This is a genomic window from Streptomyces sp. NPDC036764 (genome assembly GCF_055609385.1).
Window position 1 is genome coordinate 40962 of sequence record NZ_JBVJPT010000015.1, and the last position, 12573, is coordinate 53534.

General features: G+C 66.2%; 12 protein-coding genes. 3 read left to right on the top strand and 9 right to left on the bottom strand.

The window, feature by feature from the left end:
* The first annotated feature begins 14 nt into the window (after positions 1-14).
* From ACZ69Q_RS37245 to ACZ69Q_RS37255, 3 genes are read left to right on the top strand one after another with little or no spacing between them, the layout of a single operon-like run.
* Positions 15-1085, top strand: a complete 1071-nt coding sequence (locus tag ACZ69Q_RS37245) for a hypothetical protein (RefSeq protein ID WP_471051009.1) — start codon at positions 15-17, stop codon at positions 1083-1085.
* A gap of 28 nt (positions 1086-1113) precedes the next feature.
* The gene (locus ACZ69Q_RS37250; protein ID WP_471051012.1) at positions 1114-1815 is read left to right on the top strand and encodes a hypothetical protein; all 702 of its coding nucleotides are present in this window, start codon (positions 1114-1116) and stop codon (positions 1813-1815) included.
* 35 nt (positions 1816-1850) lie between these two features.
* Complete coding sequence (locus ACZ69Q_RS37255) at positions 1851-2507, top strand: hypothetical protein (protein ID WP_471051015.1); 657 nt, start codon at positions 1851-1853, stop codon at positions 2505-2507.
* A gap of 132 nt (positions 2508-2639) precedes the next feature.
* On the opposite strand, the gene ACZ69Q_RS37260 is transcribed toward ACZ69Q_RS37255, so the two are convergent.
* The 9 genes from ACZ69Q_RS37260 to eccB form a co-directional block, all read right to left on the bottom strand.
* Positions 2640-3269, bottom strand: a complete 630-nt coding sequence (locus ACZ69Q_RS37260; RefSeq protein WP_471051016.1) for a hypothetical protein — start codon at positions 3267-3269, stop codon at positions 2640-2642.
* Between the two features lie 29 nt (positions 3270-3298).
* A complete protein-coding gene (locus tag ACZ69Q_RS37265; RefSeq protein ID WP_471051019.1) occupies positions 3299-3649 on the bottom strand; it encodes a hypothetical protein in 351 nt (116 codons plus the stop codon).
* A gap of 992 nt (positions 3650-4641) precedes the next feature.
* The gene (locus ACZ69Q_RS37270; protein ID WP_471051480.1) at positions 4642-5949 is read right to left on the bottom strand and encodes a S8 family serine peptidase; all 1308 of its coding nucleotides are present in this window, start codon (positions 5947-5949) and stop codon (positions 4642-4644) included.
* A 120-nt stretch (positions 5950-6069) separates the two neighbouring features.
* Complete coding sequence (locus tag ACZ69Q_RS37275; RefSeq protein WP_471051022.1) at positions 6070-7611, bottom strand: WXG100 family type VII secretion target; 1542 nt, start codon at positions 7609-7611, stop codon at positions 6070-6072.
* A 42-nt stretch (positions 7612-7653) separates the two neighbouring features.
* Positions 7654-7986: a hypothetical protein gene (locus ACZ69Q_RS37280; protein ID WP_471051024.1), complete on the bottom strand. Its 333-nt coding sequence runs from the start codon at positions 7984-7986 to the stop codon at positions 7654-7656.
* A gap of 111 nt (positions 7987-8097) precedes the next feature.
* Positions 8098-9492, bottom strand: a complete 1395-nt coding sequence (gene mycP / locus ACZ69Q_RS37285; RefSeq protein ID WP_471051027.1) for a type VII secretion-associated serine protease mycosin — start codon at positions 9490-9492, stop codon at positions 8098-8100.
* Positions 9493-9702: 210 nt separating this feature from the next.
* The gene (locus ACZ69Q_RS37290) at positions 9703-9987 is read right to left on the bottom strand and encodes a WXG100 family type VII secretion target (RefSeq protein ID WP_030943852.1); all 285 of its coding nucleotides are present in this window, start codon (positions 9985-9987) and stop codon (positions 9703-9705) included.
* 123 nt (positions 9988-10110) lie between these two features.
* Positions 10111-10422 carry a WXG100 family type VII secretion target gene (locus tag ACZ69Q_RS37295; protein ID WP_147999007.1) on the bottom strand — a complete coding sequence of 104 codons (312 nt, stop codon included), beginning with the start codon at positions 10420-10422 and terminating at the stop codon, positions 10111-10113.
* Positions 10423-10675: 253 nt separating this feature from the next.
* The gene (gene eccB / locus ACZ69Q_RS37300) at positions 10676-12259 is read right to left on the bottom strand and encodes a type VII secretion protein EccB (RefSeq protein WP_471051030.1); all 1584 of its coding nucleotides are present in this window, start codon (positions 12257-12259) and stop codon (positions 10676-10678) included.
* Positions 12260-12573 lie beyond the last annotated feature (314 nt).

Below are 12573 nucleotides of genomic sequence, written 5' to 3' on the forward strand. Positions count from 1 at the left end.
GACCGACGCGGCCGTTGTCGCTGCCATGCGGCGGCAGCACGCACCTGACGAAGTACATCAAGAAGGCCGCTTCGGCACTGCGCTCCGCCTCAACCCAACTGCACAACTGGGACGGCCAGTTGGCCTCCAACCGGGGGCTGGCGAGCAAGTACGACGACGAGGCGGCCGAGAAGAAGGCCGCGGCCGACAAGGCGAAGCCCTCCTACGACCAGGCCGCCCAGCACCCGGACCTCAAGCTCGCCAACCAGACCTTCCCCTCGCAGGAGGAGGCCGACAACGCGACCGCGCGGCTGCGCTCCGCCGAGCGGGAGCTGAACGAGGCAAGCACGGCCCTCACCAAGGCCAACAACGAGTACGAATCACTCGACCGCAAGATCAAGGAGCTGGAGTCCGAGCACTCCCACGAGGCCGAGGTCATCGCCAAGGCGCTGGAAAGCACGGCTGAGAAGGCCCCGGACAAGGGCTTCTGGGAGAGCGTCGGCGACATCCTCACGTCGGTCGGCAAGTTCCTGGCGGAGCACGCGGGCACCATCGGTGCCATCGCCGGTCTACTTGCCCTCTTCCCCGCCCTGGCCCCGATCATGGGACCGATCGCGCTCATCGCCAGCGCGGTGTCCATGGGCAAGAACCTCTCCGACGACGAGTTCCGCAAGAACTTGATGTTCCAGGGCAGCGGCATGGAGATCTTCTCCGCCTATGCGTCCATGGCCGGGGACATCGTCGGCATGATCCCGGGTGGGAAGGCACTGGGCGTCGCGGCCAAGGAGGGATTCGAAAGCGCGGCCGACGGAGCCAACCTCGCCACCAAGACCTGGGGCGGCGTGAAGGGCGGGTTCCTCGGGATCGGCCGCTCGGCGGCGGATGAGGCCACTGACGCCTGGTGGGCTGCCGGTGACAGCGCCGTGGGCTCGCTGAAGCTGATGGGCGACATCAAGGTCAACGTGGTGAACGTCGCCGCGAATGGCATCTCGTCCGCCGAGAGTTTCGGCCTCATCGGCGACGACGGCTCCGAGCACAACACCGCCGAGGGTACGAAGGCCGCCGCGACGGCACACGGCATCGCCGGATTGCTCGGCCTCGTATGACCAGCCACGGCGAAAGTGGAGGCACCGCATGACCGCGAGCACCACCGCACCGCGGGAAACCCGCAAGCCGTCCTTCTGGTACGGGCTGCCCGTCGGCTACATATCCATGGACCTCAATCCGCCGGCCGAGCAAATCCTGGAGCTCATCAATCAGCTCCGTGGGTTGCCGGAGCAGCGGCGCGAGGAGGCGGACCGGGCCCTGCGGCTGTACGCGGGTATCGTCAACCAACTGAACAGCAACCGGGTGCAGGCGTGCGCGCTCGGGTTGCATCCCAACGATGCCGACGGCTTCACGACGTCGGTGTTCACCGTGTCGACGCTACCGACGTCTGGCAGCCCGAAGCTCGTGGTGGCCGGCCTCGCGGGCAGCGCCACGGACGGCCCGGAGCAGGGCACGCGACCGCTGGAGCTGCCGTGCGGTCTCGGTTACCTGTCCGAGAAGCGGCTGGCCGCCCCGCGGTCGTCGCGACGGCCCGCGCTGAATGACACGCTTCCAAGTCACATCTGGCAGGGCATCGTCGCGGTGGCGGCACCGAGCACCCCCGAGCTCATCGTGCTCCAGATGGTGACCCCAGATCTCGACTCCGCCGACGACTACCGAAACATATTGCTCGGGATCGCCCGCACCCTCACTTTCACCGATCCCGAACGATCGGCGGACGACAAAATCACCCAGGGATCAGAGGCACCGACCGGTGCCGCCGCCGTCATGCGGAACGACTTCGGATAGCACCAGCCAGGCTGGGACGGACTGCAGGAGAGCTAGTGCCCGACAACATGCAAGGCACCCACGCACCGGGAACATTGGACACCGCTGCGCTGCGCGGAAAGCTGACCACCCGGATGTGGTGGACCAGTATCCGCAACACCGTGATCTACGCGCTCATGGCGTTCGGGGTCCCGCCGCTCGGCGCGGCGGCGAATCGTGCCGGCCATTCCTGGATCTTCATCATCGGGGGGCCGATGATCCTCGTGGGCATCTTCGGTCTCCTCGCCACGCTCAAGACCATCCCGGTCGCGGTCCTCCTCACGCGCTCCAGCCGCAGGACGCTGGCCCAATACTCCTTCGACACCTTCTGCCCGCAGATCACCAAGGTGGACGGCGCCGAGGCGACCAAGGGCCGCCCGAAGAGCATGACGCTCACACTGCGCACCGCTCAGGGCCAAGAGTCGCCGCTGATGCGGATGAACCCGGTCCCCCGGCGCGGCCCTTGGCGCAACCCCTGGCCCGAAGGCATCCAGAACGGCGTGTACGTCGCCGGTGACCTGCCCTTCGGCGCCGTCGGCTACGTGCCGACCTCCGGAACGTTCTTCCTCATGCAGCCCGAGGACTGGGACGCTGCCGCGAAGGACCGCAAGCTGGCGTCACCCGACCGCGTCACCCGCGCCCAGGAAGCCGACCTCATGCGCAGGATCATCTAGCTCCGTACGACCGACTCTGACACCCGGGCCCTGACGCCCGGGTGCTGCCGTGGCCATGCGGCGGCCTCACCACCAACTTCTGCAGGGTCGGCCTCCAGGCGTGATGCGGCCGGCGCCCCGCAACGGGCTGATTCACGAGGGGCGCGAGCCACTCACCTCAGCGGCGAACGGCTCCGCGTATGTCGGCACCGAGGCCACCAATGCGATCCAGGACCCGTCTGCAAACAGGAGCTCGAATCGGCCGCGCTGAAGCACTCCCTTGGGGTTGGCACGGACTCCAAGGACGCCGGTCCGCGGGGTCTCCCACTGGAGTTCGTACGACCGACCGGACTGCCACAACTTGGCACGGTCGGCAAGCGCGAGCACCCGGCGATCGGTGAACGCGATCGCCAGCGTCAAGGCGGGCAAATGTGCCGCGGTGTAGTGCGTCACAAGGAACTGTCCGGCCTGGCTCTCCCAACCACCATGCATGCCCTTGCCGTGGGCGACCCGGGTGAAGGCATTCTCGGTCGCCTGGTCAGCCCCCTCCATCTTCCGCTCGAAGCGAGTGACGGGCTGCGGTTCGGCCGGACGCAGGAACCTCTGCACTGCCCCCGGAAGGCGGGACTTGAGCCGGCGCTCCAGGTCTGACTCCTGGGGCGGTTGCCGTAGCCAGACCGGCCGCTCCGGTACCCCCGGTGCCGTTTCGCACTCGCATACCGCGAGTAGCCGCTCTCCGGGCTGGAGGTGCGGCTGGACCTGGTCACGGCATTCCTTGTTCATCCCGCATTTCCTTCTGCTCAGATGAGCGGTCAGCCGAAGGGATCGTCCCAGTGCCGCGGTTCCACAGTCCGTCGATCGCTGTCCGACGGATTGGCGATGCCCAGAGCCTCACGCGTAGGCGTGCTGGAATTGCGGTTTCCCTCCAGACGGTCGTCGACCTCATTGAAGGTGCTGAACCTGTTCGCCTTGACGACCGCATTGAGGGCCTTCATGGCATCCGCGATCTTCCTCAAGACCTGTGCGAGCCGCGAAATCAGACTCTCGAACGCGTCGCGGCCAGGGCACCCTCGGCGGCGGCTGCCGCCACACCGTCCCGCGGCGGAAATGCCTTCTATGAGCGCGGCGAAGGCGGCAGAACCAGCCAGGGTGATAGGGCCCATTCGATCAGCTCGCGGTTGACCGCCTCGACCACGCTTCAACCAGTGGGCGCACCAGCTCGCCGAGCGGCCCACTGAGCGGGCTCATCCAGTCGTTGACCTGCTGTAGGTGTCTAGCGCGTCGCTTGCGGGCCCACTCACTTTGCCCGCGTGGCCTCTCCTGCTGCTCTGCTGAGAATTCGAGGTTCTGCAACGTGGCCTCGGAGCGGCATTGGCGCCGGTGGAATGTGCCCAGCGCCTGCCGTATCTCCTGCATGTTCCTGGATTCAGCGTGACGCCCTGAGCGCCAAATCCCCTGCCTACTGCCCCTGATACGGACCTTGTTGAGGGTAAGGGGGGTTGGGATTGAGGTTCGGGTGCTGCGGCGGCTGTCCGGGGGCAGCGGGATAACTCTGATACGGAGCTGGGGGCTGCGGTTGCTGAACAGGCGGGTAGCCGGGCTGCTGCGACGGGTACCCCATGTTCTGAGGGTATGTTCCCGCCCCAGGATTGACGGGGCCGCCCCCGGAGTTACGGCGACTGCGGGTCATAACGAGGACGACGACGGCGCCAATCACAGCTCCGACGCCGATGATGCCCACGACAAGGACGATGGCGCCCATTGGGGAGATCCCTTCTCATTCTCGGGCTGATCGCTGATGGCTCGTCACTTCCACACCGCAATTCGCACGAGGCAGAGCAGCATGGTTACAGCGTGAATGCACGCCCCACGAGTCTTGAGAACCCGGTTGTCATGGCGATACCCGCGCAGCATGCACCAGAGACCCACGTGCGTGCCGATCAAGTCCAGCGATGTCAGCCACAACATTTTGAAACCGGACATGAGCGACCCGACGAAAAAGCAGCCAAGGAGCGACAACTGCAAGCCCGAGCAGGATGCCCCTGAATTGGCCGACGGTACGAGATGCCATTTCATCAGCAGCAGACTGGGAATTCAGATCCGGCAGTTCGGAATTCACAGCCTCACCCAGGGGGTGCGCTCCCCCTCCTCATTCCTACTGCCCTTGGTTCGGGGGCTGCTGGCTGTAGGAGTTGGGGTGCTGCGAGAACTGTCCCGGAGGAGCATGGTATCCCTGGTTGGGAGCTGAGTTGGGGTACGGCTGCTGGGCGGACGGGTATGTGGGGTGCTGGGGGCTGCCGCCGGAGCCGGGGCCGCCGCTTCCTCCGTTGCGGCGGCTGCGGAGTACGGCGAAGAGGATGCCGCCGATTACGAGCACTGCGGCTGCGATTCCGACGATGAGGAGAAGGCCGCCCGAGGAGGACTTCTTCTTTTTCTTGGCCTGACTGGTGCTGTCGTTGTCGTCGGAGCCGGCGGCAGAGTTCGTGGAAGTGGAGGACGAGCCCTTGGCCAGGGGGCCCTCCTTCGAGCCCTTGGGAATCTCCATCGTCAAGGCCGTACCCGGACGGGCGATTCCGTAGCCGAGTTCCTCGTCCGGCGCAGTCCTGCCCTTGTTGTTCAGGAAGGATGCGGACTTGATCAGGCGGTTGACGATCTGACCTGCAGTCAGGTCAGGGTACTTGGAACGGAGGAGCGCGACGATGGCTGATACGTATGCAGTGGAACCAGAGGTTCCGTCTGCCACCGCATAGCCACTGGCAGTCGTTGGGTCAGCCTGGGCGACTTCCACTCCGGGCGCTGCGACGACGACGTTGCCGGTGTTGGACTTAGACCAAGGAATGAGAGCCTTGTCCACCGCCGAGACGGCTACCACACCGGGGAGCGCGGCCGGGTAATTGACCTTCCCCGCGTCATTTCCCGCAGCCGCGACAACGACGACATCGTGTGACTGCGCATACTCGATTGCCTTGGCGGCTTTCGAGCCAGGGTAGGCGGAAGTGTCATCGAGTGACAGATTGATTACTGAAGCGCCGTGGTCTACCGCATAGCGGACACCAGCGGTCCAACCCGCTGTATCAATTTTCCCATCAATCGCACCCCTGGTCGCATTCACCCGCAACGGCAGAATCTTCGCTTTAGGAGCTAGCCCCATCACGCCCGCCGAGCCATTTGCCCCATGCCCGTGACCAGCAATGAGGCTGGCCATCGAAGTGCCATGCCCGAGAGTATCTTTGTGAGGGTCTCCGGAGCCAGTGAAGTCCTTTCCTGGCAGAACTTGACCGACAAGATCCGGGTGACTGGAATCTACACCTGAGTCGACGACTGCAACGGTGACTCCAGCGCCTTCGGAGGTCTTCCAAACCTTTTCAGCGTCATAGACCGAAAGCGGCCACTGAGCGTCTCTGACCTCATCTGCTGACGCCAATGGCGCTGATGTGAGGAGCAAGGCTCCTGTCAATGCCACGACACCTGTCGTGGACCAGACTCGCTTGGCACCCAATTCCCTGCTCCTCACTCAACTAAGGCTGGCTATAGCAGCCTTCACAGCGGACCGGTAGCAACTCTGCCCGGTGCGCCTACCTGCCTATTCGATGGTTCGCGGCACGTTCCGGTTGCGGTCCTCTTCCGAGATCCAGGTCTCTTCGTCCTCGACCAGGTAGTCGGGACGGTCGCCCCGGCTGTTCTCGTCCTCCGACCGACGCCCGTTGCGGCCGCCCATGCCGCCAGCTCCGCCCGCCATGGCGCCACGCTGCGTACCGCCGCGGCTGCCATGCAGGCCCGCACCGCCGCCAGCACCCTTGCCGGCGACCCCCTTGGCCGCACCGACCACACCGCCACGAGACTTCGCCAGGGCTCCGCGGCCGCTCGCGCCAGCCCCTCCTCGGCCAGCTGCGCCCGCTCCGGCACCGCCGCCCATACCGCCCATACCGGCTCGTCCGCCAGCGCCACGGCCTGCCGCACCGCCGCCAGCCACGCCACCGCGACCGCCCGCGGCTCCGATGCCACCACGTGCTGCCGCACCGCCCGCTAGGCCAGGGCCTCCGCCAGCAGCCACGATGCCCGGGCCCTGAGCGCCACCGGTACCGATACCGCCACCACCGCCACCGATACCACCGCCGGCGCCTGTGACAGGACCTGTCCCTGACAGACCGGGTGAAATGCTGTCGATCTTCGTCCTGGCTGTCGGCAACTGCGAGCCTCCCGTGATGCCCGAGTCACGGGGCACCGTGGGAGCAGGCTTGACACTGGTGGTCGGCCCGGCGCTCCACGGCTTGGCGGTGCCGCCTCCCATGCCTGGACTTGAGCTACCCCCAGAAGGCATGGAAATAGGGGTAGGCATTGGTGTTTGGGGGTTCGGGGGCTGGAAGGGATCCGTCGGATTGTCGTCCCGGAAGGTCCCCTTCGAGTAAGCCTTGTAGTTGACCGCCAACTGCTCCATGATCGCCACCCCCTGTAGCTGCGCTTCCTTCCCCGCAGACAGAGAGTCGGCATTCGCCTGACGCGCGGCGTCAGTGCTCACACCCTTGTTGATGTCGTCCAGGAGCTGCTGGTCGCTGCGCTCGTCGTCCCACATCTTGTCCCAGGCCTTGTCCCAGAAACCGGGCTCTTCGACCTCGCGCATCTTGGACATGGAGTTCCGCAGGTCGTTCTGAACGCCGTGCATGGCTTCCCCGTAGTGGTTGGCCCACGCAGCTCCGTTCCGGACGTTCTGCATGATCTCGTTGGCCTTCTTGCGGAAGGCCTCGGCCGCGTCGCCCTCCCAGTGCTCGAGGACGTTCTCCACGGCACTCTGCAACATGCCCGCAACGCTGTCCTTCGCCGACACCGAGTCCACGGCGCCGCTCTTGCCGTCGCCATCGCCGCCGGACAGGATGTTGTGGATCGACTTCCAGTGCTGGCTGACCTCATAGATCCGACCAGGGTCCGCGTCCAGGATCATGGCACGCAGGTCAGGGATGCTCATCTTCATGAAGGGCGTGTCGAGGTTGGCGCGGTTCGGGCCCCCCATGCCTCCGTTGGGAAGCGATTCGAGCTTCTCGTCGTGCTTGTCCTGGATTCGCTGCTGTCGTGCCTTTTCCTGAGCCTCGTAGTACTCAGGGCTCTGGTAGTAACCGCCGTAGGCCATGGTTGAAACGTCCCCTCTGTCAGTGGCCAGTCGCTGAATGGCTTAGTTGGCTGCGCCGGGAGCAGCACTCACACCTTGCGCATTCGCCTGCTCCTGGTTGCTGTACTTGTCCCTGACCTTCGAGGTGCTCTTGCCGAAATCATCGATCAGTTGGTGCAGATCCCTGATGATCTTTTCGATTCTCGTCTTCTGGTCCTGGTGCGCACTGTGAAGCTCGTTGGACTCCAGGAACTTCATGCTGCCGAAGGCCGTACTCGGGATGTCCGTCTCGTACTTTGCCTTCGTGTTGGCCTTGTCCATGTCCGACAGAAGGCCGTTGAGCTTGCGGATGACATCATCCAGCTGGCTCAGATCAACCCGCATTCCGTTACTCATACCCCGTTGTCCTCTCCCCTGTTTCTCAAGTTGTCAGCACCCACTCGGTGCCCGCGCCACGCCATCGCCGTTGTCGCTGTCGTCGCCGTCGTCGCTGTCATCACCCAGCCCCTAACCGGTCCGCCCGAACCGACCAGACCGACCAGACTGCCCGAACCCACCGGACCGCCCGGACCGACCGGAGGTTCCGACCCGGCGGCCGCGCCAGTCCCGTACAGCCACCCCGCTCCCCGCAATCACGAGGGCGATGGCAAGTCCCGTGCCCAGGACGTACGTTGCGACCCGGCGTTCCCGTTCTGCCTCGCTCTCACCCATGGTGACAGCCATGGGTACGACGCCGCCCGAGCCGGCCGTGACCGGGGGGTCCGGCTTCGGGGACTCGGCCGGGGTGGAGCCGTCCGACAACGCCGCGACCGGGTCGACGACGCCCCAGCCGATGAAGCGGTTGGGGCCCCGGCCCGGCCGCTGGGCCGTTTCCTCGATGCGCGTGGCGATCTGCGCCGCGTTCCAGTCCGGGTACTTCTCCTTCAGCAGAGCCGCGACACCCGCCACGTACGGCGCCGCGAAGCTCGTGCCGTCGGCGGTGCACTGGCCGTCCGTCGGAACCGTCGAGACCATGCCGACGCCCGGTGCCGCGACGTCCACGAAGTCGCCCGCCTGTGAGAAGAAGGCGCGCTCGTCGTTGCGGTCCGAGGCCGCCACCGCCAGGACGCCGGGGTACGACGCCGGGTAGGTGTCCGCGGACTTGCCGTCGGCTCCGTCGTTGCCGGCGGCCGCGATGATGAGGGCGCCCGAGTTCACGGCGGCAGCGACGGCATCCCGCAGTGGCCCGTTGTCCTTCCGGTTCGCGGTGTCCGAGGAGATGTTGATGATCTTCGCGCCCGCGGCGACAGCGGCCTTGATCGCGCTGCTCATCGTCCCCGAGTTGCCCTGCTTCTCCTCCCCGCCCGTGTAGCGGTAGGAGAGGATCTTGGCGTCGGGTGCGATGCCCACGAAGCCCGTCCCCTTGAGCGGGCGCGCGGCGATGATGCCCGCGACGCGCGTGCCGTGGCCCTCGATGTCCTTGGTGGGCGGGCCGTCGACGAAGGTCTTGCCGCCTGCCACCGCGCTGCTGAGCTGCTGGTTGGAGTCGTCGACGCCCGTGTCGATCACGGCGACCTTGACGCCCTTGCCCGTCGCCTGCCCCCACAACTGGTCCAGGAGGATCCGCTGGAGCGACCAGGGCGTGGACTTGATGACGTCCCCGCCGAAGACGCACTCGGTGCTGGCGGACAGGCCGAAGTCCGGGTTGCCGCGCGAAGCGGAGGAGTCCGTCAGGCGGGTGGGCGCCGTCGTGTCCGTCGGTGCCGCGGACACGGGCGGTGTCGACGCAAGGCAGACCCCGGTCACCGCGAGCACGCCGAGAACCCGCTGGAGTGCGCGGGTTCCACTGTTGCGGCCGATGCGGCTACGCGAACGGGCTGTCCGGTCCTTCACGTTCAGGCCCTTCACGTCCAGGCCCCTCATGCTCAGGCCCCCAGGGTTTGCTTGCTTCCTTCGAAGCTCGGTCATGTAGATGTCACGCGTGTGGCTGCGTTTGTGAATATTTGCGGGATTTGCTGTGTGCACTCCCGCAGGAGGTGTGTACGGCCCCGAAGCAGAGGTCGGCCCAGCGGTCGCCGTGGCGTCCGCTGGGCCGATTCCCTTCATCTCATGTCCCTCGGGTCGCCGACGGGCTCAGCCCCAGGTCGAGGCGTTGCTCTTCTCCGTGGCCTGGTAGTTCTCGGCGGCGTTCTGCAGCGCCGTGGAGATCTTCAGCAGGGTGGCGTGCAGGTCAGCGGCGGTCTGGTCCCACTCGCGCTGCTTGCGCTGGTAGCCCTCCTGCGCCTCACCCTCCCAGGAGTTGGCGACGCGCTTGACGGCGGCCTCGAGGTCGTCGAGCTGCTGCTTGATACGGCCGGCAGTCGACTTCACGTCCGTGGACGCGTTGGTGATCGTTGCGTAATTGACGAGGATCGACATCGTCGTTCCCTTTCAGGAAGAATCGTTGGAAGTCTGTGGAGATCGGCTGGGTCGACCCGACCTGCTCAGTGGGTCACGGTCGTCCCGGATCGGCTGGAACAGCCGGAATTCCGCTCGGCTCGATCAGCCGAAGTCGGACATGATCTTGCTGATCTCGGAGTTCTGCTGCTCTTCCGACGCGGAGTAGTTGCTCCGCGTGGAGTCCACGGCTTCCTTGATGTCGTTGAGGATGTCGCTCATCCGCTTCGCGTCGGCGTTCCAGCGGTCCTGCAACTGGCGGTACGACTGGGCCGCCTGGCCCTTCCAACCGCCGGCGATCTGGTCGATCACTCCGTTGAGGCGGCGGATCTCGCCCTGAAGCTGACCGTTCGCGGTGCTGATGTCACCGGAGAGCTTGGTGAGTTCGTCCTCTGTTACCCGGAACTGGCCGGCCATGTTGAACCTTCCCCCATGTCGTCGTTGATCCGGGATACCTCTTCCGGTGCCCGGACGAGCTTCGCACGCTTGAGCGCTGCAAACACTCTATCGTCAGCCTGTCACTCAACCACAGGCAAGGCCAATCAGTTACACGGCTCACACACTTGGGCGACGATCCTGTGACCCGTGCGTCGTCTTACTTTCAAGTGCCCTTGCCCGTCGGCCCGTTGGCCATCGAGCCACCGGCCCGTTGACCGGCGGGCAGCGCGCGTCACTGGCTCTGCGGCTGCGTCGCGCTCGCGGTGTCCAGCGTCGGGCCCTTCGGGATGAACGTCGCCCAGGTCTGCGGCACGAACTTGGGGTTGGAGAGGTCCTCGTAGCCCAGCCGCGTACGCGCCTTGTCCGTCTCGCTCGGCCCGCTCTGCGACGAGCCGCCGTCGGAGGAGGACGAGGACGAGCCGGATTCGCCGTTCTCCGCCTCACTGTCGTTGCTCGCCGGCAGCGAGTACCGCAGGCCGGTGTCCGTCAGCAGGTACACCGCGCCGCCGCCCCCGGCCGTACCGGTGACCTCCTGGAAGAGCAGGCCCGAGCCGGACGAGACGTACGCGCTCAGCGAGTCGGTGATGACCTTCTTGGGGTAGTTCGTCCCGGCCCAGGCGGCGAGCTCCGGCTTCCTGTCCGATCCGAAGGAGCCCTTGTAGACGCTGCACGAAGTGGTGCGGGCCTCGCCGGACGCCGTCGCGGCGGAGTTGGCCTGCCGGGGAACGTAGTCGGGCCAGCCCTTGTCCGCGTAGAAGCGGTCCGCCCGGCCGCCGTTGGCCTCGATGATGTCCCGGGTGGGGACCTTGACGGCACCGGCCTCGTCGCGTGCGACCAGCAGTCCGGCGACGAAGGGCGAGATCGCGGCGACCCGGTCCTTGAGGACGACGTAGAACTGCTCGCTCTGCGCGTCCCGCGCCCTGAGCACCTGACCGACCGTGCCCGCCTCGGCGGGCAGGCCCTGGACCGAGGTGGGATCGCCGTCGGACGGAACCGTCGGGAAGGTGATGTCCCCGCCGTCGTTGAGGGTGTTGAGCCACTCCTGGCTCACCGGCTGCGGCTCGGCCGTGGCGCTGCTGCCGATGACGGCGGAGCGGAGCTGCTCCATGGAGGTGGAGTCGAGGCCTTCCTTGCCGCCCAGCAGGAAGCGGTTCCCCTTGCCGTCGACCAGGTATTCCTGCTCGGTCTTGGTGTCGATGACGTACAGGGCCTTGCGGGAGTCGACCTTCCCCGAGTTCTCCAGCGACTTGGCGTCATCGTCGTCGAAGACGAAGACGGCCCGGTCGATGGCGCCCTTCTCGCCCGGCGCCGGCCGCTCGCACACCGCCCACGTCTTCGCCTTCTCCGCGTCCTCCTTGGAAGGCAGCCGGTCGGGGGCGTAGGGGATGCCGATCGTCGCCCCGTGCCGGATGCCGCTCTTGTCGATCTCCTTGCCGGGGACCTCGAGGACGGTGCCCTTGCCCTTGTCGAGCAGGAGCTTGGCGGAGGCGTAGTTGAGGACGGGGTGGAGGACCTTCTCCACCTTGCTGTCGTTCGGGTTCGGGTCGAGGACGACGTAGCGCGTCGTGGAGTCGCTGTCCACGATGATGTACTCGCCCGGAGTGTCCCAACCCTTGGGCGCGGTGGGCTTGATGACGCCCCATGCGATGAAGCCGATCACCAGCACCACACCCACCGCGAGGCTGGGCATCACCGTACGGACCGGACGCGGCGCGCCTTCCTCCGAGCCGCCGGGCGACGGCGCGAGGAACGCCGCGACGGTGCGCTTGCGAGCGAAGGTGTAGGCGGCGAGCTCGTCCCGACGCTGCTTTGCCATGGTCCCCGTTTCTCCCGTTTGTGATGCTCGATCGTCTTGCGGTACTCCGCGGCAATTCGCGGTACCCGATCGCGTTTGTGATGACCCGACCGCGCCTATGTGCCCGCGCGGGTCGCGCAGGCACCTACTATGCCCTGCGCCGGCCGAGCGGGATTCATCAGGTGCGCGGCCGCCCCCGCATCTTCACAGAGCTTCACCACTGCGCTCCACCAAGTGAGTCGGCTCCATGACAGGCTGGACCACCTGGGGTTTCGGTGTCCCCTGTGTCGCCTCGCGTTCCGCAACGGGTACCGTGAGCCACTCGCATGCATGTT

Coding starts and splice junctions, on each gene's coding strand:
- ACZ69Q_RS37250 (WP_471051012.1), top strand. CDS start 1,114: ATGACCGCGAGCACCACCGCACCGCGGGAAACCCGCAAGCCGTCCTTC.
- ACZ69Q_RS37275 (WP_471051022.1), bottom strand. CDS start 7,611: ATGGCCTACGGCGGTTACTACCAGAGCCCTGAGTACTACGAGGCTCAG.
- ACZ69Q_RS37265 (WP_471051019.1), bottom strand. CDS start 3,649: ATGGGCCCTATCACCCTGGCTGGTTCTGCCGCCTTCGCCGCGCTCATA.
- ACZ69Q_RS37260 (WP_471051016.1), bottom strand. CDS start 3,269: ATGAACAAGGAATGCCGTGACCAGGTCCAGCCGCACCTCCAGCCCGGA.
- ACZ69Q_RS37280 (WP_471051024.1), bottom strand. CDS start 7,986: ATGAGTAACGGAATGCGGGTTGATCTGAGCCAGCTGGATGATGTCATC.
- ACZ69Q_RS37290 (WP_030943852.1), bottom strand. CDS start 9,987: ATGTCGATCCTCGTCAATTACGCAACGATCACCAACGCGTCCACGGAC.
- ACZ69Q_RS37295 (WP_147999007.1), bottom strand. CDS start 10,422: ATGGCCGGCCAGTTCCGGGTAACAGAGGACGAACTCACCAAGCTCTCC.
- eccB (WP_471051030.1), bottom strand. CDS start 12,259: ATGGCAAAGCAGCGTCGGGACGAGCTCGCCGCCTACACCTTCGCTCGC.
- mycP (WP_471051027.1), bottom strand. CDS start 9,492: ATGAGGGGCCTGGACGTGAAGGGCCTGAACGTGAAGGACCGGACAGCC.